The organism is Myxococcales bacterium, assembly GCA_012517325.1.
Classification (GTDB): domain Bacteria; phylum Lernaellota; class Lernaellaia; order Lernaellales; family Lernaellaceae; genus JAAYVF01.
In genome coordinates this window covers 51,019-71,760 of the sequence record JAAYVF010000058.1, presented here as the reverse complement: position 1 = coordinate 71,760, position 20,742 = coordinate 51,019, and the positions used below count along the sequence as shown (strand labels likewise).

Genomic DNA, 20,742 nt, shown 5'->3' with positions numbered 1-20,742 from the left:
TCGCAATTTCGGCTACTTCTGGTTGCTATTATTTACCGAGGGCCCGCACTCCGAACCGGAAACCCAGGCTCTCGCCGCCGTCTGGCGTCGCGGGCAACCCTTCGCATTCGGCGCCAGTGCGCATTCCGGCGCCGTCTATTTCATCTACCCCTGGGCCTATCATTACGAAAATGCGCCCGAAGAGCGCGAATTGGATTACCTCGGCAGTCGGTATTGCGCCGCCGATTCCGCGATGAACCTCTGGGGACAGGCTTCGCAACTGCTCGGCGGCGCCGCGTACAATACCGCCATGGATGAAATGCTGGGTCTCGACGGTTTTTTGGGCACCGGAATCGAACTGACCATCTGTAAAGACTGTCCGTGGCCGATCGCCTACCTGGCACTCCAAGCGCAACGACCGGCGGTGCTGAGCATGATCGAGGAAATGAGTTTCGGCCTGCACGGCGAAGTCGTCGACGTTGAAAGCCTGGCGCCCGTGGCCGCCGTCCTGCAATCCGGCACGCGCCTGCCGTTTTACAACGATCCGGACGTCGGCGATTTTCACAATTACCTGCGGCCCGCCGATTATCCCCTCAAGGTCACGGCCAACGGTTACGAAGAGGACTATCGCCTCGTCAGCGTCGCCGAGGGATTGCCGACCGAGTTGACGATTTCCCTGACCCCAGCCGCGCGCGCAACCACCTTCGCGGAGCGGCTGATCGATTGCACCATGGATAAAGTCAATCCGCCCAATCCGCTGATCGGCTACCCGATGCTCGGCCGGCCGGACGGCATCTTTTACTCGCTCGGCGATTTGGAAACTGCCGTTTTCGATCTGGGCGTCGCCGGGATCGCCGACGGCCCCGGTACGGATATCGCGGTTTACGAGGGACTGGACACCCAGGGCGACGAGCCTTTCGCGCTTTACGGTTCGTCGGAACCTTACGGCCCCTGGACGTTGATCGGCGAAGGCCTCGGCACCGCCGAGTTCGATTTGGCGGACGCCGGATTGGCCGTGGTGCGCTATGTGCAAGTGCGGGATACGACACAGCCCGCAACGTCGAAACGTTCACGGCTCACGGTCGCCGGTTTCGATCTGGATGCCGTGGGATCACCCCCGCCCTTGGCCAACTTCACCGTCGCCTCGCAATTTGTCCTGCCCGGCGGCGAGGTCCAATTCACCGATGCCTCACGCGGCGAGCCGACTTCCCGGCAATGGGATTTCGGTGACGGCAAAACGAGCACGGCGCTCAATCCCGCTCATACCTATGCCGGCGAAGGGTTCTATACCGTCCGGCTGACGATCGACGGTCCGCGCGGCCCTGATTCGATGGTGAAAAACAATTTCATCGCCGTCGTGCAACCGACGATCGCCGATTTCGAAGCCGCGCCGCTCAACGTCTCCGTCGGCGAGCCTGTTCAATTCACCGATCGTTCCACGGGTTACGTCAACATTTACCATTGGCGGTTCGGCGACGACTATTGGTCGGAAGAGCAGATGCCGACTCATACCTATTCAATACCGGGAGATTATACCGTCGTGCTCGAGGTTCTCGGGCCGTTCGGCACGGATGAAATGGTCAAAACCGACTACATTCACGTCGCCGGCGCCGATGATGACGACGATGACGACGATAATGACGACAACGACGACAATGACGACAATGACGACAATAATGACGATAACGACGACAACGATGATACCACCGACGACGATGATGACGACGATAATGACAACGACGACCATGACAACGGCGAAAACGACGACGGCGGCGGTTGCGGCTGCTGAACGGCCCTGAAGCGACCGGGGCGTTCATCCGGCGGCAGGCACGGATTTTTCGCTAGCGACCGAGCGCCGCCTTTAGCTCTCCCGCCATTTTCCGCATTTGTTCGACGAAGGCCGCCGGGCCAGGCGCGGTGTCGAACGGCGTACTGATCGTCGCCGCCTTCGCCTTGATTTCCGCGGCGAAGGTTTGCGCCACCCGGGCGTCGAACTGACTTTCGTTGAGCACGACCGCCGGTACCTGCCGCTGGAATTTCCGGGACAGTCGCGACAACGTCCCGGCCGACAAGGCGCCCTGATGATGCGGCACCAGCACCGCCGCCGTTTCCAGGCCGATATCCCGCAGCAAATACCCAAAAATCGGATCGACAACGACGACTTGTTTGTTCGGCAGCGTCGCGACGAACGCCGCCAGATCGGTTTGAATGCCCGTCAATTCACCCGCCAGTTTTTCCGCGTTGGCGGTGTAAACGGCGGCGTTCTCCGGGTTCAATTGGGCCAGTCGGACGGCGACGGTCCGCGCCATGAGCGCCGCCTGTTTCGGGCTGACGAACGGGTGATCGTTCACCTCGCCGTGATGATGTTCGTGCTCGCCGTGGTGATGTTCGGCTTCGCCGGGATGGTCGGCTTTTTCCTCTTCGTCGGCGTCCGCGGGCGCGGCCAGGACTTCCACCCCGTCCGACGCGACGATCACCGGCAACCGATTGCCGAAATTTTCCGCCAGCTTGCCGAGAAACGGTTCGTAATCCAGACCCACAACGACCAGCGCGTCGGCCGCTTCGAGTTTTTTCAGATCACCCGGCGTCAGGCTGTAGTCGTGCGGACAGCCTCCCGCCGGCGGCAACAGGCCTTGCACCTCGACCTCTGCCGCTCCCTGGGTCACGGCCATAACCAGGTTTTCGAGCGGCAAAACCGTGGCGACGACGCGCCAGGGTTTGCCGGCCGGTTCCGGAACCGGCGCGCTCGACGGCTGACAAGCCGCCAGGAACAACAGCAGCATAAAAACGATCGGGAAACGATAGGCCAATCGGGGACGACGGCGGTTCATGGTCGATTCCTTTTTCCGGGGACGGCTTGCTCCCGACAGGCCAAGCACCGGCCGTACAGCAGCAGTTCATGATCCTCGAGCACAAAACCCGGCGGTACGAGCCGAGCCAGTTGTCCGACGCAGCCGGGAACTTCAAACGCTTTCCCGCAATGGCGGCAATGAAAATGATGGTGGTGCGACTTGCCGGCGATTTCGTAGCTGGTCGATCCTTTCGGGGTGATGACCGGCACCAGAAATCCCTCGGCCAGCAGCGCTTTGATCGTGCGATAAACCGTCGCCAGTCCCAGTTGCGGCGCGGTTTTGCCGGCCAGAAGCAGAACTTCACGCGGGTCGAGCGGCCGGGACTGTTCGCGAAACACCGCCCGGATCGCCCGGCGCTGGTTGGTTTGTCGATCCATTCATTCCTCCCGGGGTGACCCGTCGTTTTCGCCGGCCGGCGGCTCGTGCCGGTGCGGCTCCTCTTGAGTCGGCAGGGTTTTTCGCCTTCCGGTCAGCCAAATGAAAAACGAAGAGAGGAAGCCGATTCCCGCCGCCTGGCCGACGCCGACCGGGCAACCGGTCTGGCCGCAAAACGGGCAGGTCGATGTCGATACGAGGAAACCGGAAATGCCGAACCAGCCCAGAAAAAACATCCAAAGCCCGCTCAACCGGCTTTTTATGCTTCGTTTGGCCGCCGGCTGTCCGGCGGCGGTGTGGCTTGTCGAATGAACGGCCATTGTTACTCCAGATGATAATGATAATTCATTCTCATTTACAAAAGTACGTCGCCGCCCCAGGAAAGTCAAACCGTGCCGTTGCATCGCAAAGATAAAAAAAGGGAACCGGCTATTCCTCAGAATGCCGGTTCCCGCGGGTTTTGATCTCTTATGGGCAATCGAACGTGTAGGCTTTGCAATTCTCGTGGACGTCGTTGCAGGCTTCGTCCACGTCGATCTCTTCCGGATAGCCGTCGGTGCCGAAAGTGATGTCGTAACAGGTTTCCGCTCAAGGCCGCATCAATTTCAGGAAAGCCTCGACCAGCCGCGGCTCGAACTGGGAGCCGGAGCAACGCGTCAATTCCTGCAAAGCTTGTTCCTGGGTCATGGCCTGGCGATAGGGCCGGTCGCTCAGCATGGCGTCATAAGCGTCGGCCACCGTGAAAATCCGGCAGGCCAGCGGGATATCCTCGCCGCTTTTACCGGCCGGATAACCCTGCCCGTTCCACCATTCGTGATGTTGCAGAATCTGGTCGGCAACGGCGGCGCTGTCCGGCGAGGATTGGGCGATCCGCCACCCGATTTCACTGTGCCGTTTCATGAATTCCTTTTCGGATTCGGAGAGGGAGACCGTTTTGTTTAAAATCGTTTCGAGGATGCCGATCTTGCCGATATCGTGATACCTGGCCAGCAGTCGCAAATCCGCCAAATGATTCGACGGATAACCGACCGCTTGGGCCAGGGCGACCGCATATTCGGCCAACCGGTCGGTGTGTTCCAGGTCGAAAAAGCCGCGGTTCTCCATGGTCTCCAGCAACGAGGCGACAAGCCGGTGGCGCGCGATTTTACTTTGCGTTTGTTTCTGATGGTACATGTTGTTGTCGGCTTGCTTGAACAGTTCATTCAGATCGATCGGCATCTGTTCCGTGGCGGCAAAGCCGACGGAAACGCTTACCGGAAATTCCGGGTTGGCCGCGTTGTAATCGGCCAGGCTTTGCCTGATCCGGTCGGCCGCATCCTCGATTTTCGCGATCGGGTGCAGGTTCGGCAGCAGCACGGCAAATTCATCGCCGCCGATGCGCGCCACCACGTCGGTTTCGCGGAAGCAGCGCTGAATGATCGTCGCGGTCGCTTTGAGCAACCGGTCGCCGGCATCGTGCCCCAGCGTATCGTTGACCAGTTTGAGGCCGTCGACATCGCAGACAATGATGCCGGCCGGCGGCAAGCTGACGGCGCACATCCGCGCCTGAAAATAGCCTTGGTTGTAAAGGCCGGTGGCGGCGTCGCGCTGACTGATGAATTGCAGATGTTCCTCGTGCAGTTTGCGCTCGGTGATGTCGATCGCGATTTCCTGCCGCACCCAACGACCATCCGGCCATTTCACCGCCCGGTCGATGCAGTGATACCACCGACCCTGTCGGGGATAGTAAAAATCCCAGACGTAAGGTTGTCCGATATTTTCACCCAAAATCAAATGATTGGTGCAAAAGCTGCATGGCTCCTTGAAATCATGTAAAACCTGGAAGCATTGTTTTCCGATGATTTCGCCGGAAAACATGTTTTTAAAAACCTGATTGGCGTAAAGAATCTCGTAGCTGTTCGGGTCGGCCACGTAGATGGCTTCGTCGATGCCTTCGAAAATCGAGATCAATTGTTCCCGCTCGAAAGACAAAGCGCCCTGCGTTTTCTCGAGTTTCTCCAGCATGTCGTTAATATGCACGGCCAAAGTCCCGACTTCATCCGCCCCCAGCGACGGCAATCGACCCGATAAATTTCCTTTTACGCCGATCTCATGCATCGACTCGCTCAATTGATGAAACCGCGCGATGATAAGTCGATCGAACAAAATAAAAATCATCACCAGCATAACAATCAGACCGATGACGAGGCCGCCGACCAGGTATTTCAGACTCATCAGGCCCCGCTCGTAGATATTGCGGATCAAATCCACCCGCAGCATCACGATCGGCTTGCCAGCAAAATCGTTCAGAATGGTATACCCGGCGATCATCCAGCGATTCAGCGGTTTTAATAGAATTTCCTGCTTGCTTCCTCTGAGAAGTCGCGCCACTTCCGTATCCGACGGCATCATCGGATGATCCAAGCGCAGAAACTCGACATCCGTATTGGTAATGGTTTGCAGCCGGTTGGCTTCATCCTGATCGAGAAAACGGCCAAAAACCACGATTCCTGGCGACGAGCCTTCGCCGGAACTGGGCAAAACCGGATGGGACGTAATAAAAGTGATCTGGTCCGCCAGAACCGTCAGACCTTTGCCGCCCTTTTCCATCTCCATCGAATCGAGTTGCGCCAAGATTCCCAAGATGGATTCGGTCATCAACTCGGTGATCGGTACCATTTCCTCCTTTTCCAAATCGACGGCCACGGCGCTTAATATTTGTCCGGAGTTCTTGATGTAATAAATGAAATTGATTTTCAGCTCGATGAGGCTATTGGGTTGCAGATTGCTCTTGATGAATTCTTTGTTACCGTCTCTCAAAAATTTTTCGGCATCGTCCCAAATCGCCCAATCAGTCGTTTTCGTCAACTGATTGTTTAACGCATCGTTGATTGTGTCGACCATTTGCGTGACATTTTCACGCGTGTATTCGGTTTCGAGTTCGGTGAAGTGTTTCAGTACGATCCGGGTAAAAAAGAAGGCCAGCAAAGCGGTCGCGACAATTGCCGTGGCGGAAATCGCCACGAGAATTTTTGTGCGCAGTCTCATTATAACAAATGCCTCCCCACACCATTTATTTTACTCACGGCCAAATCCGGAAGGATTCAATGTTTCTTTTTACCGATTGCTTTTCTCCGCCCTGATCCAATGGATACCATTGCATGCTTTCATTTATTCGGTTCTTGGGTTGAAGAATAAAAGAGTTTTTTCACTGACCGGTGTATTTCACCCTGCCCGACCGGCATTCATTCTTGCCCCGACACCGCCTATATCGCCGTTTTAAAAAGATTTTTCAAAGTTTGTCTCGTGACGATCACTGACAATAAAAAAAAGCCCACCCGGAGTCAGGGTGAGCTTCATGAAACGGGATAATTCAAACTTAGCCGGGTATTTTTCAACACCCGGCGTGCGATCCATGGACGGATCACCATTTTCGGCAACTTCCGAAGTTGCTGAAAATGAAGCGAAAGAAAAACCACGCTTTTTGTTGAGCGCGGTTGAAAAAGGCCAGGACGGCCTTTTTCAACCGCCTGTTATAAAATTTCACCTTTCACGGTTACCCCGATCCGCACCTGCCACATCACCGAATACGAATCGGCGTCGGTGCATTCGACGCAGTAACTGAACTCCTCGTCGCGATGATCGAGGTAGTGATCGATGAACGCCTTGGCATCCGCCGAGACGTCGACCGTCGTCCAACTCGAGCTGCCTTTGTCCACGTCCTCTTCGACGATGAGCACGGTGCCGATACTGCCGGTCAAGGTCATCGCGCAACTGACGTGGGTCACCTCCACCGGTTCCCAGACGGCTTCGGAATACATGCCGTCGACAAAGTTCAAATCGATCGACTCGATATCCACGTCATCTTCCTGCACATCGTGTTTTTCCAATTCATCGCGCACCGAGGTGGTCCCGCAGTCCATGTCCAGGGTTTGGGCCGCGGCGGTGTCCGAAGCTTCGACCGGTTCCAGGGTCAGCGTGACATCCTTGTCGAAGCTGGTGTCGATCTGATCGCCGGCGGCATCCTTGGCCGTTTCCTCGACATCGCAGGACACGATCGCCAGACCGGCGGTCATGGCCAGGATCAATAGAATAACGATGGTCCTCAGTCTCATTTTTCGATCCTCCCCTTTTTGCCTTGTGCCGTTGATTTTTATTTCCGGCTCTTGCCTTCTCCGGTTTATTTTAACCACCGGTCCAACCGGTTCTCGCTTCCGACCGTTAAATTCCGCATCCTCCAGTTTCGTCGTCATCGTCGGCCGCGGGCGAATGGTGTTCGTCGTCGTCGCTCTCGTCATCGTTGTCATTATCGTCGTTGTCATCGTTATCGTCATCGTCCGGTTCATCGTTGTCGTTGTCGTCGTCGTCATCATCGTTGTCGTCATCGTCATCGTCATCGTCGTCATCGTCATCATCCGCCGGCGGCTCGACGTACAACGAGTTGGTGATCGCCAGCAATTCCAGCCCTTGCCACAATTCCAGTCGATAGCGGGCGTTGGCTTGCGGCTGGAGGGTCAGGGTATAGGAAAAATCGTCCTGATCGACGGTGATTGCGTGGTGGCCGCTCAGGTTCCGGCCGTTTTCCTTAAAATCGAGCCGGGTGTCCTTGCCGCCCAGCACGCGGGCGGTCAATTCAATCGCCGCGCCTTGAATCGTATCGCCCATCATCACCGTTTGCCGGCCGTCGCTCGCATTCAGATAAAGTTCCGGACCATCCGGCCCGGCGGCCTTCAAAAAACAATGGCCTTGCGCGATCGCCGTCAGGATCGCCGTGGCGCTCAATTCCGTCGCGTAAACCATCGTGGTGGGCTGGCCGATGTACGCCGGGATCGAGCCGCCGCCGTGACCGGCCGAGTGGTCGTCGCTGCCGCCGCGGATCGTCAGGGTCCGGCCCTCGTTCTGCAGCGCGTCCCACCATTCCACCGCCAGCAAATTCACCGGGTTCGGAATCAAATCGAAAACGATCATCGGCCCGTTGATCGCTTCCATGAAATCGACCTGCGACCAATCGGTGTCGGGAAACGCCCAGCCCAGACCGACCGCGAAATCGCCGACGGGAAGATTGGGCACCGCCGGATGATTCGGTGAAAAATAGCCGCCGGCCTCGTGGATCGTGGCCATCACCGCGTTGACGTCGTAATCCGGCGTGGTGCCTTGATACGGAACGTAACCGATATAGTTGTAGACGTTGGCATGACCATTGTAGGCGGTCATTTCCACTCCGGGGATCAACAGCAGATCGTCGTAATTTTCCTGAACGGTCGGCAGAAAATAGTTCTGACTGATGGCGTTGTGATCGGTAATCGCCAGAAAATCCAACCCGCGCGACACGGCGTAGTCGGCCACCACCTCCATGGAGTAACCGCCGTCGCTGTGGTTCGAATGGCAATGCAAATCCCCTTTGTACCAACCCGGCTGATCGGCCAGCACGACCGGCGTGTAATCCGGCGGCACGAACGTCTCGCCGACTGCTTCGTCCGACAAGGTGATCGAAACGGTATACGACAAGCTGTTGCCGGGATCGATCCAACCGACGCCCAATTCGATTTGCCAGGTTCCGACCGGCAAAGGGCCCGGAATATAGGAAGGCGTGGTGTGTTCGGCCGATTCGGCGATGGTGAACGAATGTTTGTTGCTGCCGCTGGCGCCGCGAAAACCCAACGAATCGAAAACCGCGATATCGATGACGTTGCCCAGTTTTCGTCCGCCGTCGACTGGCCAGGGATTGGCGGCCGACAAGGACTCGGGTTTGGCCGGTGTGTATTCGTAGGAAACGTAGATTTTCGTGGCCCCGGCGGGAACCTCGAACGGGTGATAGGTGTAAACGCCGGAGTCGTCGTGGGTCTTGACGCCGCTGAACTCGTAATCCTGGGCGACGGCGGCACCGGGACCGCCCAGCCACCAGCCGAGTCCGCTGAGAATCATCGATAGCCAAAGGACATACGGCCGCTTCATGGTTCTCCCCTCCCCATGCGACGGACGATTTGATCGGCTCAACATTTTGCAGCGTAATTGGATTTTCCCGATCTGTCCAGAACTTAAGCCGTGCCGTGGATGTCGGCCCCTCAAAACAATACATACTTATTATAATACTTTCTCATTCGCCAGATGGACTAGCCTCTTCGCCGCTGGTATAAACCGAATTGGACTTTTAAAAAGGAGGGCGCCGATGAAAAATTATTGGTGGTTTGGTTTGCTGTTCATTCTAACCGCGCTGGTCGTTCTTCCCGCCTGTAGTACTAGTGAGGACGATGCGGAGGAAGCGGCCGAGGATGCCTTGGGCTTCGAAATCGAATTCGACGAGGATGCGCTGGGCGTGCCGACGCCGGACGGCTGGCACTTCCTGTTTGCCGCGAAATTGGAAGGTAAAAAAGTGAATCTGGTCGAAAGCGGCTTCAAGGTCGATTTGTCGCTGCTCGACGAGATCAAGGGGATCGACCTTTCGGAAATCGACCAGATGATCGCGATCGCCAAGGTCGACGATCTGCCCGGTTTCGGCAAACGCCTGCGTTACGCCAACAAGCTGATCCTCAAAAACAATATCCTGCAATTGGACACCGAAACCATTGACAAGCTCGGCGAATCGATCGGCGAATCCGGCGAGGGTTGGTACGCGATTTATTACGCCGACGTGCAAAACGGCTACATTCGGGGTTCGGTGGAATGCAACGGCGATCCGATCAGCGGCGCGCTGGCGGTCATCACCGCCGGCGGCTTCTTCACCTATTCGGCCGATGACGGCACCATCGCCCTGCCCACGCTCGACGGCGTTCCCGGCGCGATCACCATTTCCAACGACAATTGCGCCTGCGCTCTGGCCGCCCCGGTTACCGACACCGCCGCGAACCAGAACCCGAAATCCAACGATCCGGCGGACACCCCCGACAGCGACCAGTTCGCCGACGGCACAAACGCGGTGAATGCAGGCGTCTGCGAATGCTGCCCGCCGATCCCCGCCGGTGACGACGATGATGATGATGACGATGACGACGACGACGACGATGATGATGACGATAACGACGACAACGACGACAATGACGACAATGACGATAATGACGATAACGACGACAACGACGACAACGACGACAACGACGACAACGACGATTTGACCGCGATCGACTTTGAAAACGGCTCGCTGGAAGGCTGGCAAATCACGTCGAGTTGCGAAATCTACGGCATCAGCGGCGAGGCTTACGACGAATTGTTCCCCGGCGGCACGGAAGCGTACTACCTTTACGTCTCTTCCGGCGGCAACCTGGTGCCGAGCTGCACCATGACCCTGACCGCGACCGTGCCCACCGGCGCTTCGGAGTTGGAAATCAGCTACGACTTCGTCAGTCAGGAATACGAGGAATGGGTCGGCAGCGTCTACAACGACATCTTCACGGTCATCATCCAAGGCTCGCCGGATTACCTGGTGAACCGCACCGTGAACAACGTGGCGTTGGCCAACGATTGGCTGGCCATCGCGGCTGATTCAGCGTTGGCGGGTTTTGCCCAGGTCGCCAGTTCGGCCGACGCGCAATACAACCCGACGAGCACGACGCCGCACAGCAACGGCCCGTACCTGTTCGACGGCCACCTGATCTGGGGCGGCAATGACGGCGATACGCCGCGCGGCGGCCCGCCGAACCAGAATCTGGGCCGGATTTCCACTGTGGCGTTGCCGGAAGGTTCCACCACGATCACGATCATCGCCACCATCTCGGATGTCGCCGACAAGATTTACGACTCGGTGGGCGTGATCGACTACCTGAAATTCAAATAGTTCCGATTCGAGCTTTAACGGACGACGGCCGTGGCTTTTCCTTCCACGGCCGTCGGTTTTTTTAACCGTCAGGCGGGCAGGTCCAGCACCTCGCGGACCTTGCGAACGAGCGTTTCGATCGTAAAAGGCTTCTGGATGAAATGTTGGCCTTTTTGCAGAACGCCGCGATAGGCGATGACGTCGTCCGTATAACCCGACATGAAAATCACCTTCAAGCCGGGTCGCAGCGGCGCCAACTGTTCGAACAGCGCCCGGCCGTTGATGTCCGGTAAGACGACATCGGTCAGCAACAGATCGATGCGCCGCGGATGCTCCTTGCCGAAGAGATAGGCGTCGCCGCCGCTGTCGGCGGAAAACACCTTGTAGCCGTGCCGTTCGAGGATTTTTTTTGCCAGATTGCGCACCATTTCCTCGTCTTCAACCAAGAGAATCATTTCGTTGCCGAGCGGCAAGGCCGAGGTCTTGGCGGCCGTAATCGTCTCCGGTTCCTCTTCAACCAGGGGGAAATACACCTTGAAGGTCGTCCCGAGGTCGACTTCCGAATAAACGTTGATGAAGCCCTTGTTTTGCTTGACGATGCCGTAAACCGTCGACAAGCCGAGCCCGGTTCCCTTGCCTTTCGCCTTGGTGGTGAAAAACGGCTCGAACAAATGTTTCAGCACCGAGCCATCCATGCCGCAGCCGGTGTCGCTCACCGAAACCTGGACGTAATCGCCCGGAATCGCCTCGGGGTTTTGCTGGAGATAGCCCTGATCGATAATGACGTTATCGGTTTGCACGATCAGCTTGCCGCCATCGGGCATCGCGTCGCGCGCGTTGACGACCAGGTTGACCAGCACCTGTTCGATCTGTCCCGGATCGACCTTGATGCGGCCGATCCGTTCGGCCGGCTTGAACAGCAACTCGACGTCCTCGCCGACCAGCCGTTGGAGCATCGCGCTGGAGTCGGCCAATAAAACATTGAGGTCGATGACCTTGGGATCGATGATTTGCTTGCGCGAAAAAGCAAGCAATTGACCGGTCAGCCGGGAAGCGCGTTCCGCCGCCTTCTTGATCTCCAGCAAATCCTGGCTGGACGGATCGTGCGGGCTGAGGCTGTGCAGCAAGATGTCGGAATAGCCGATGATGCCGGTGAGAATGTTGTTGAAATCGTGCGCCACGCCGCCGGCCAGCCGCCCGATCGCTTCCATTTTCTGCGATTGCCGCAACTGGTTCTCGAGCTTGTTCCGCTCTTCCTCATCTTGCTTGCGCCGGCTGCAATCGCGGGAAATCCCGACGATCCCGACCACCTTCTGTTGATCATCGCGCAGAAACGAGACCTCGTTTTCCGTCCAGATCAAGGAACCGTCCTTGCGATATTCCTCCCACTCCAGGGTCGCCGTGCGGGAAAGATCGGACGACCACTCCCCATCCGCTCCCATCGCCTCGGAAAACAAGGCGAGCGCTCTTTCCAGGGATTTCGGCGGCAGAATGTCCCGCAACGTCCGCGCTTTCATTTCCTCGACGGTGAACCCGCGCATGCGCTGAATGGACGGGCTGATATAGGTGAAATGCAGATCCAGATCGGTGGTCCAGATGACGTCGCCGACGTTGGTGGCGATCAAGCGATAGCGCGACTCGCTTTCATGCAACGCCTGTTCGGTTTTCTTGAGTTCCGTGATGTCGCGGGCCGAGGTGATCACCGCCTTGACACTCCCGTCCGCGGCGAACTCCGGCATCAGAATCCAATCGATCCAACCGCCCGCGGGTAATTGAAACTCCACCCGTACCGGCTGGGCACGGTCAAAGACCCGCGTGATCGCCTCGCCCCACAAACGACAAAGCTCAGGCGGGAACCCCAATTCCTCGTGGGTTTTCCCGATGAATTTTTCAGGCGGAATTCCGGTTTCCCGTTCCACCGCCGGGTTGGCATAGAGATGTCGCAACTGGCGGTCAAACCGCATGATGGTGTCCTGGCTGTTTTCGGCCAACGCCCGGAAGGTTTCCTCGCTTTCCTGAAGCGCCGTTTCGGCTTTGATGCGTTCGGTGATCTCGCGGATGGACTCGATGGCGCCGACGACCTTTCCATTTTGATCGAAAAGGGGGGAAGCGATGGCCCACACATAGCCGCCCCGGCCTCGATGGAGCGCGGGGGTGAATACTTCGGCGAAAATGGCATCGCCTCTTTTTTTCACGTAATCGTACCGCTGCGCCAGGTCGTCATCGTCCAGGCCGATCAGATCCATCAGGAACTTTCGCGGGGTGCCGTAAAACGGGGTCGCCGCGTGAAGATGTTCTTTTCCCAACATCTGTTCCTTGGGGATCCCCGTCATTTCCTCCATGGCCCGGTTCCAGGCGATCAACCGCTTGTCCTGATCCACGATGAAAGTGGCGTCCGGCAGGAACTCGATGATGTTTTCCAATTGGCTTTTCGCCAGCGCCAAATGGTCGGCAATCGCCTTGATTTCGGTCACGTCGCGAATGATGCCGACGATGAACGGCTCGCCGGTTTCGTTCACGTAACGCGATTTTTTGGTGATGATGGTATGGGTGACGCCGCGCGCGTCGGTGACTTTCTCCTCATTAATATTCTCGACACCGGAAGCCAAGACGAGTTCGTCATTCCGCCAAAAGACATCGGCCTCGCTTTTGGGGAAAAAATCGTAATCCGACTTGCCGAGCAAAACCTCGCGCGGATAGCCGAAGAATTGGCAGAAAGCGTCGTTCAACAGCACCCAGCGGTGTTGCCGGTCCTTGACCAGCAGCGGGTCGGCGACCGTATTGATGATTTTGTCGAGGTAGTTCTCGTTTTCGGACAACGACAACTCGGCCTGCCGCCGCGCGGTGATATCGGTGGCGATATGGATGATCTTTTCGACCTTGCCGTCGGCGTCCAGCATGGGCGTGCACGAAACCAGGAAATACCCTTCCAGGGCTTTCATTTCCATTTCGACGGTTTCCATCCGGCCGGTCGTACACACCGCTTCCAGGGGACACCCTTCCGGCAAGCCACCCTGGTATGTGTAGTGCAGCAATTCCCGACAATCCTGGCCGATCATTTCCCGTTCCGACAAGCCGATCGCCTTGATGGCGGCTTGGTTGGCGGCCAGAATTTTATGGTCGGGGCTGAGGAGCAGAACCTGGTGGCCGATCGCCTGAAAAATGGTCGCCCAATTCTGTTGTGAGCGCTGCAATTCCTGCTCGGCGCGCCGGCGTTCGCGCCTGGTTTCCGCCTCGCGCAGTTCGCGTTCGACGGCCGGGATCAGCCGCGCCAGGTTGTCTTTCATCAGGTAATCGTGGGCGCCGGCCTTCATCATTTCGACCGCTTTGCTCTCCCCGATCGTTCCGGAAACGACGATGAACGGCAGGTCGCTGTTTCTTTGCTGAAACAGCCGGAGCGCGGCCAGACCACCGAAGCCCGGAATGTTGTAATCGGCGACAACCAGATCCCAACCCCCGGCATCCAACGCCGCCTCGAAGGTGAGAGCGTCGTCGACCCGTTGAAACGCCACCTCGTAACCGCCCTGCCGGAGGTGACGCACCAACAGCAAGGCGTCATTCTCCGAGTCCTCGACGATCAGGATGCGCAGCTTTTCACTCATGACGGCGACCCTTTCTCACAAGTGTATCGGCGGCTCGTTGAGCACCAGCCAATAAAAGCCCAGTTGGCCGATGGCGTCGATGAATTGCTGAAAATCGACCGGTTTGCGGATATAACTGTTGGCGCCCAGATCGTACCCGCGCACGATGTCCGTTTCCTCGCGCGACGAGGTCAGGATCACCACGGGCACCAATTTGGTGCGGGCATTGGCGCGGATCCGGCGCAACACCTCCAGCCCGTCGATTTTCGGCAGTTTCAAATCCAGTAAAATCAGCAACGGCAATTCCGCCGCGACACGCTCGGGATAGGCTCCGGTGCCGAAAAGAAAATCAAGCGCTTCCGCGCCGTCGCGAACGACCTCCACCCGGTTGGCGATATTGTTTTTACGAAAAGCCCGCAGCGTCAGCGCTTCGTCGTCGGGATTGTCTTCCACCAACAGGATATGGCCCTTGTTCATCGCTCCTCCCCCTATTCCGGTAGAGTGAAATAAAAGGTGGCGCCTTCACCAACCGCCGCCTCGGCCCAGATTCGGCCGCCATGCCGATGGACAATCCGTTGCACGGTGGCCAAGCCGATCCCCGAGCCCTCGAATTCGGCCGGGGAATGCATCCGTTGGAACGCGCCGAACAGTTTATCGGCATAGGCCATGTTGAATCCGGCGCCGTTGTCGCGGACGAAATAAATCATATTTTTTTCGTCGCCGGACGGCGGAACCACGCCGAACTCGATCCGCGCCGCCTCCCGCTTGCCGGTAAATTTCCAGGCGTTGTTGAGCAGGTTTTCCAACGCGGCGCGGATCAGGTTTTCATCCGCCGAGGCCACCGCCCCCGCGGCGATCGTCCATTCGATCCGGCGCCGGGGATCGCGCTGGATCAACTCATTCACGATTTCCCCTGCCAACCGGCTCAGGTCGACCGTGGTCCGGCGGAGCTCGCCGCGCGTCACCCGCGACAGTTGGAGCAAATCGTCGATCAACCGCGCCATGCGTTGACTCGCCTGCCGGACGCGCCGGAGATAATCCCGGCCCTCCGGGTCGAGCTTGTCGTGATAATCCTCAAGCAAGGCTTGGCTGAAACCGTCAATGCCGCGCAGCGGCGAGCGCAAATCGTGCGAAACCGAGTAGCTGAACGACTCCAACTCCTGGTTGGCGGCTTCCAACTGCCGCGTTCGCTCCGCGACCCGTTGCTCCAACTCGGCGAGGGTCCTTTTCAGGCGGCCGGTCATGACGTTGAACGCGTCGGCCAAAACGCCGATTTCGTCGCGCGAATGAACCGCCACCACCTGATCCAGATTGCCGTCGATGATCGTTTCGACCGCTTCTTTCATTTTCTGCACCGGCCGCGAAATCGTGCGGGCCAAAAGCCAGCCGACCAGTCCGGCTAAAATCACGATCAGTACGCCGGCGATGCTCATGATGCTCGTCATTCGCAGCCGACCGTTTTGCAGGACGGCGCGGAAGACCTGCAGTTCGTCATCATAAACGCTGGTGCCGATCACCCAGTTCCACGGTGCGAAATAAACCAGCCGAGCCGTCTTCCAGCGCGGCTCGGCCTCGCCGGGGTTCTGCCAGCGATAATGGATGGTCGACAACTCGCCGGGCGCCAGGGCGATCGCGTTATTGATGATGGCTTGAATCACGTAATTCCCGTCGCTGTCCCGGCTATCCCAGATATCTTCACCGTCGCGTTCGCCGTTCTGGGAAATGATATAATGTCCTTTTTTTTCGCCCTTTCCCTCGAGCACGTAGACGTACCCGGTCCGGCCGATCCGGATTTTCAGGATGGCCTGACGCAGGCGCGATTCGACGGCTTTTTGCTGGATACCGACATACAGCATTCCCACCAGCTGATCGTCGCCATCCCGCAACGGCTCATAAGCGGTCAAAAACCAGTCGTTCACGACGAAAGCGCGGCCGTGGTACGTCTTGCCGGCCCGGATCGTGGCAATAACCGGATTCGGGCTGCCGTCGGGATTGGTGGCGGGAATGTAGGTTCCGATCGCGCGATTGCCCAGGATATCCTTGACCGTCGTGGCTACGCGCAGCATATCGCCGTCATCATTCATCACTTGGAAAATCGTAGCCGTTTCACCGACCAGATCGGTAACCTCGTCGACGATCGCCACCCGGGTTTTCGCGTCGGCCGTTTGCCCCAACCATTGGCCACCGACCGTCATTTTCGGCAGACGGATATCACGCGTCTCTTTCGTGTATTGATTGACCGCCCGCCAATCGACGGTATCCGGCAGCAACCGAACGTCGCCGTGCGCGTTCAGAACATGCCGCGCCACGTTCAGATTGTTGTCGACTTGCAGTTGAACGGCCTCGTTTTCCGTCGCCACCAAATTGTAAACGTCATTCGTGATGTGATCCAAATCGGCTTCGATCAACTGATCCACTTCGGTTTGCGCCAAGCGGTTGTATTGACCGCTTTGTCAAACGGCCAACAAGACCAACGCCAGCGCCTCGATCAACACCCCGCCGATTCCAACAAGAGATATTTTGATATTCAATCCGAGGTCTCGGAAAAATCGGTCATTGTTTTCTTGATATAGGCCCATCATCCCCCCTTGGCGATCATAACATTCCCGTCAAGAAAACGACAAGTAATATCCGGGTGCGGAATTGGGGAGACACCGGTCCGGCGTGCAGAAACGACAGCGGCCGCGACGAATCTCGCGGCCGCTGTTTCATTCATTGCGAATTGAAAAGCTATTGCCCGTCTTCTTTGGGGGCCGTGTAATCGTAGAGCACCTGAATCACGGCGATCATCACAGTGCGCAAACCGTCGTCGGGCGGATTGTAGAACCACCGACCGACCGGAATCGGCACGTCGGGCAGCGTGATGCCGCCCACCCAGGCTTGGAGCGCCTCCAAAATGTAATTGAGATCGCCGAGCGGCAGCCAATCGGGCGCCAGCGGCCGCAGATCCTCCGGGCCCGTGTCCAGCAGGGCCGGGCCGAGATCGCCCATCAGGATCAGCGTCGAGACCAGAAAGTCGTTCATCTCGTCGGCCAACGGACCGTAGAACGGGATCCCGTAATTCTCGCTCTCGTCCCATTGGCCGTTGCCGTTATCATCGACGTAAAAGGTGATGTCATCCTCCTGCGGGTCGGTTTCCAGCAAGACCGCGTCGAAGCCGGTCTGGCCGTCGATCGCCGCGAACCCGAGCGAGGTCGCGAATTCGGCGAACGCCGCTTCGCCGCCGTCCTGGAAAGTCATGAAATCGGGGTAATTCTCGTCGGCGAACATCTGGAGGAGTTGCCCCGCATAGTAATGGATGATCTCCATCGGGTCGTAGAGATACGGCAAGGTCGAAAGCAGCGTCCAATCGGCTTCCAAATGGAAGGCCAGGAAGAAACGTTCGACGGCGTCGAACAGATTCACCAGGGCGCTCAGGTTGATCACATCCGCGTAGTCCCATTCCCCGCCGCAGTCCACCACCACCGTTTCGCCGTTCAGGAACAGCGGAAACGAGGACAGGTACAAACGATTGGCGGAGAAATTCAAGATCACGGCGTTCGCCGCGTCACGCAACTCGTCGTTGAGCGGCAGCAGATCGTCGGTCAGCGAAGCCTGAAACGCCGCCCAGTCGATGATCGGGAATTCCGGGTACTCCGCCATCAGCGCCTGCAACGCCTGCAGGTAGGCCTGAAATTTCGCCAGCAGGATCCCCAGTTGCGCGTCGCCGACGACGGGGCAGATCGCCGCCGCGGTCTCGAACGCGGCCAAACCGGTCGCCGGGTCGTAATCGGCCAGCGCGGCCTTGCCGGCGATCATCGGCGGATTGTAGGCGTCCCAATCGCAGAGCGGCGTCGTGTCGTCATCGTCGTTGTCGTCGTCGTTGTCGTCATTGTCGTCGTTGTCGTCGTCATCGTCCGGCGGCGAGGAGTCGTCGTCGTTGTCGTCGTCGGTCTGGTCGTCGTTGTCGTTGTCGTCGTCGTCGGCCGGATTGCCGTTGTCGTTGTCGTCGTCATCGTCGCCGTTGCCGCAAGCCAACGGCGCCGCCAGGAGCAGTAAAGCAAACAGGAACAGGATGATGTTTTTCATGGCTTACCACCCCCCACAGCCGGAGGCGGAGTCGGAATCGTCCGCACTCTTTTCCGCAACATTCACGCCGTTGCGATTGCCTTGGTCGTCGTCGTCCGAACCGGTATCGCCGCCGCCGGCGTCGTCGTCGCCACCGTCATCGTCGGGCTTGCCGGCGTCGTCGTCGCCTTCGGTGGGCGTGGCGGTCACCACCTCGCTGTCGGCGGAGCGGTTGCCGCTTTCATCGAAGGCTTTGACCCACAGCAGGTATTCGCGGCCGGGCATGAGCCCGTCGATCACGGCGCTCGTGGCCGCGGCGTTGTCGATCGATCCGCCGAAGAAGGCGTCGCCCTCGTAGAGGCCGTACCAGAATTCGTAACCCGCGAGATCGGGCGCGGTCGGCTTGGTCCAGGTCAGTTCCACTCCGTTGGCGACACCCGCCGCCGTCAGGTTGGTCGGCGGCGCGGGCGGCGTGTCGTCGGAAGTTCCCAAAATCCGTTGCGCGACGCGTTCGCGCCAGTTCAGCAGGGTGCTCCAGTCATGTTCCCAAACGTAGGATTTCGGCCCGACAGTCCGCGTCACCGCGTCGACCCACTCGGCGTCTCCCTGGTTGTCCAGGAGGTGGAAGTATTCGTAATCCTCCATGCCCTCGCGCAGGTACTTCATGCGCAGCGAGGCGACCGGGATGTCGGTTTCGCCGCCGATGTGGTCGATGGTTCCCGGATAGATCACCGAGCCGTCGCCCTGGAAGAACGGCGAGGCGTACATCGATTCCCACGGGTCGTGGCCCTGGCCGATGACGTACACCGTGTGCCAGAACAGGATGCCGGTGAAATGATACCGGCGGGTCAGCCAAGGCCAGATGCGCATGTAGCTGGATTCCGCGTCGACCGCGTGGCTGGCGAAATCGAGCAGGATCGTGGCGCTGACGCAGTTGTACCACCAGGTTTTTTCGCCCAACGCACGCCGCTCCTCGTACACTTCGGGAAACGGCGGGTACGGCATCGAATCGCTGAAGAACGGCTCGTCGGGACACCAGATGTCCACGTCGCCGGCCAGATCTTCCTCGAATTGCTCGGTCACCAGCGGCTGCAAATCGGGATCGGCCGCGTGCAGGCGCGCCGCCAGCTCCCGCAACGCCGGATACATCTCCGGGCGCGGCTCGTCGGGCATGTAATACCACAGCACGTCGTTCCAACCCCGATCGCGGAAATGCTGCGCCCAGCCTTTCCAGTATTCGCGTTCCCAGACCACCGGATCGACGGTTCCCGGGCAACCGCCCGGCGCGCCCGGCAGGGTCAGGCCGGTGAATTTGTAGCCGGGCCGATAGAAGGTGCCGTCGAGCACCGGCCCGTCGACCGTATCGAATTCCGTCCAATCCCAATCGAAGGTTTGGTTGGTGTCGTTCCAGGTGTAGGCCGGGCTCTTGGTGTTCCAGCCGTAGAGCGCCATCCGGTGGCGGGCGAATTCCTGCAGGTACCGGGTGTTGAGGGTGGCGCGATCGGTCACGCCGCCGTGTGCCTGGTGCCAGTTGTAAACCGTCGAGAGGCTCCACCCGTAGTTGCTCGCCAGCGAAATGCCGGTGGGCAACGTGAAGTCCCAGACCTCCAACGTCACCGTGCCCGTCCAATCCGCCCGATCGTCGGCCGTCACGGTCACCGTGGCCGTGTACGTGCCGGGCTCCTGGCCTTCGGGGATGAACACGTCGACGAAGATCATTTGCGTGTAATTCGCCGCCAGATCGAACGGCGCGCCGTCCCGCGTTTCGCCGGTGAAATGATCGACGAACGGAATCAGGCCGTCCGGCCAATCGCCGGCCATGTCCGGATCGGGCGGTACGTGGCTGATGTGTTCGGCCGGCACCGGAACATACGCCGCGCGATAGGGCTCGATTTCGTCGATCGGGTCGCCCGGACCGGTGAACTCGCTCACCTCGACGTTCACGTTGGTCAGGCCCTGGTCGTCGCGAATCAGCACGGCAAACGGTTCCCACTCGTTGCCCGCCGCTTGCAGCGCGAACGTGTCGTTCGAGGTGAAGGAGTACTCCGGCCGTTGCTTGTCGGTGCCGTGCGACAGCCCGACCAGGTAATCGGCCGAGGCGGCACCGGCGGTCAGCCCGACCGCCAACAAAATGATCAGCGGTAACCAATATTTTCGTTTCATCGGATTTCCTCGCCTGCTG

Annotated in this window: 13 protein-coding genes and 1 pseudogene; 3 read left to right on the top strand and 11 right to left on the bottom strand. The window is 58.6% G+C overall.

Features of this window, described 5'->3' with window-relative positions; translation table 11 throughout:
- Nucleotides 1-1,768, top strand: a 1,768-nt coding sequence (locus GX444_10235) for a PKD domain-containing protein (GenBank protein NLH48967.1), incomplete at its 5' end; no start/stop codon positions are given.
- Between the two features lie 52 nt (nucleotides 1,769-1,820).
- Here the strand turns inward: GX444_10235 and GX444_10230 are convergent.
- The 7 genes from GX444_10230 to GX444_10200 form a co-directional block, all read right to left on the bottom strand.
- A complete protein-coding gene (locus GX444_10230) occupies nucleotides 1,821-2,810 on the bottom strand; it encodes a zinc ABC transporter substrate-binding protein (GenBank protein ID NLH48966.1) in 990 nt (329 codons plus the stop codon).
- Nucleotides 2,807-3,208 (bottom strand): transcriptional repressor, encoded by a 402-nt coding sequence (locus GX444_10225; protein NLH48965.1) that lies wholly within the window; start codon nucleotides 3,206-3,208, stop codon nucleotides 2,807-2,809. Before GX444_10225 ends, GX444_10230 begins: the two co-directional genes overlap by 4 nt.
- Nucleotides 3,209-3,442, bottom strand: coding sequence for a hypothetical protein (locus tag GX444_10220; protein ID NLH48964.1), 234 nt, complete (start codon nucleotides 3,440-3,442; stop codon nucleotides 3,209-3,211).
- A gap of 352 nt (nucleotides 3,443-3,794) precedes the next feature.
- Nucleotides 3,795-6,233 carry a diguanylate cyclase gene (locus GX444_10215; GenBank protein NLH48963.1) on the bottom strand — a complete coding sequence of 813 codons (2,439 nt, stop codon included), beginning with the start codon at nucleotides 6,231-6,233 and terminating at the stop codon, nucleotides 3,795-3,797.
- Nucleotides 6,234-6,464: 231 nt separating this feature from the next.
- A complete protein-coding gene (locus GX444_10210; protein NLH48962.1) occupies nucleotides 6,465-6,602 on the bottom strand; it encodes a hypothetical protein in 138 nt (45 codons plus the stop codon).
- Nucleotides 6,603-6,718: 116 nt separating this feature from the next.
- Nucleotides 6,719-7,300, bottom strand: a complete 582-nt coding sequence (locus GX444_10205) for a hypothetical protein (protein NLH48961.1) — start codon at nucleotides 7,298-7,300, stop codon at nucleotides 6,719-6,721.
- 106 nt (nucleotides 7,301-7,406) lie between these two features.
- Nucleotides 7,407-9,140, bottom strand: a complete 1,734-nt coding sequence (locus tag GX444_10200) for a CehA/McbA family metallohydrolase (protein NLH48960.1) — start codon at nucleotides 9,138-9,140, stop codon at nucleotides 7,407-7,409.
- Between the two features lie 214 nt (nucleotides 9,141-9,354).
- On the opposite strand from GX444_10200, the gene GX444_10195 reads away from it, so the two are divergent.
- The gene (locus GX444_10195; protein ID NLH48959.1) at nucleotides 9,355-10,953 is read left to right on the top strand and encodes a hypothetical protein; all 1,599 of its coding nucleotides are present in this window, start codon (nucleotides 9,355-9,357) and stop codon (nucleotides 10,951-10,953) included.
- Nucleotides 10,954-11,021: 68 nt separating this feature from the next.
- On the opposite strand, the gene GX444_10190 is transcribed toward GX444_10195, so the two are convergent.
- Genes GX444_10190 through GX444_10180 form a run of 3 tightly spaced genes read right to left on the bottom strand, consistent with a single transcriptional unit; the run spans nucleotide 11,022 to nucleotide 16,930 of the window.
- On the bottom strand, nucleotides 11,022-14,534 hold the full coding sequence (locus GX444_10190) for a PAS domain S-box protein (protein ID NLH48958.1): 3,513 nt from the start codon (nucleotides 14,532-14,534) through the stop codon (nucleotides 11,022-11,024).
- Between the two features lie 15 nt (nucleotides 14,535-14,549).
- The gene (locus GX444_10185) at nucleotides 14,550-14,990 is read right to left on the bottom strand and encodes a response regulator (protein NLH48957.1); all 441 of its coding nucleotides are present in this window, start codon (nucleotides 14,988-14,990) and stop codon (nucleotides 14,550-14,552) included.
- Nucleotides 14,991-15,001: 11 nt separating this feature from the next.
- On the bottom strand, nucleotides 15,002-16,930 hold the full coding sequence (locus tag GX444_10180) for a HAMP domain-containing protein (protein ID NLH48956.1): 1,929 nt from the start codon (nucleotides 16,928-16,930) through the stop codon (nucleotides 15,002-15,004).
- A gap of 1,420 nt (nucleotides 16,931-18,350) precedes the next feature.
- Here GX444_10180 and GX444_10175 point away from each other — a divergent pair.
- Nucleotides 18,351-18,551: pseudogene (locus tag GX444_10175) on the top strand (hypothetical protein).
- A gap of 33 nt (nucleotides 18,552-18,584) precedes the next feature.
- On the opposite strand, the gene GX444_10170 reads toward GX444_10175, so the two are convergent.
- Nucleotides 18,585-20,723, bottom strand: a complete 2,139-nt coding sequence (locus GX444_10170) for a DUF4091 domain-containing protein (protein ID NLH48955.1) — start codon at nucleotides 20,721-20,723, stop codon at nucleotides 18,585-18,587.
- Between the last annotated feature and the right edge of the window lie 19 nt (nucleotides 20,724-20,742).

Excerpts from the sequence above, each read along its gene's own strand:
- GX444_10195 (NLH48959.1), top strand. The coding sequence starts at position 9,355 with ATGAAAAATTATTGGTGGTTTGGTTTGCTGTTCATTCTAACCGCGCTG.
- GX444_10170 (NLH48955.1), bottom strand. The coding sequence starts at position 20,723 with ATGAAACGAAAATATTGGTTACCGCTGATCATTTTGTTGGCGGTCGGG.
- GX444_10225 (NLH48965.1), bottom strand. The coding sequence starts at position 3,208 with ATGGATCGACAAACCAACCAGCGCCGGGCGATCCGGGCGGTGTTTCGC.
- GX444_10210 (NLH48962.1), bottom strand. The coding sequence starts at position 6,602 with ATGGATCGCACGCCGGGTGTTGAAAAATACCCGGCTAAGTTTGAATTA.
- GX444_10230 (NLH48966.1), bottom strand. The coding sequence starts at position 2,810 with ATGAACCGCCGTCGTCCCCGATTGGCCTATCGTTTCCCGATCGTTTTT.
- GX444_10220 (NLH48964.1), bottom strand. The coding sequence starts at position 3,442 with ATGTTTTTTCTGGGCTGGTTCGGCATTTCCGGTTTCCTCGTATCGACA.
- GX444_10200 (NLH48960.1), bottom strand. The coding sequence starts at position 9,140 with ATGAAGCGGCCGTATGTCCTTTGGCTATCGATGATTCTCAGCGGACTC.
- GX444_10215 (NLH48963.1), bottom strand. The coding sequence starts at position 6,233 with ATGAGACTGCGCACAAAAATTCTCGTGGCGATTTCCGCCACGGCAATT.
- GX444_10205 (NLH48961.1), bottom strand. The coding sequence starts at position 7,300 with ATGAGACTGAGGACCATCGTTATTCTATTGATCCTGGCCATGACCGCC.
- GX444_10190 (NLH48958.1), bottom strand. The coding sequence starts at position 14,534 with ATGAGTGAAAAGCTGCGCATCCTGATCGTCGAGGACTCGGAGAATGAC.
- GX444_10185 (NLH48957.1), bottom strand. The coding sequence starts at position 14,990 with ATGAACAAGGGCCATATCCTGTTGGTGGAAGACAATCCCGACGACGAA.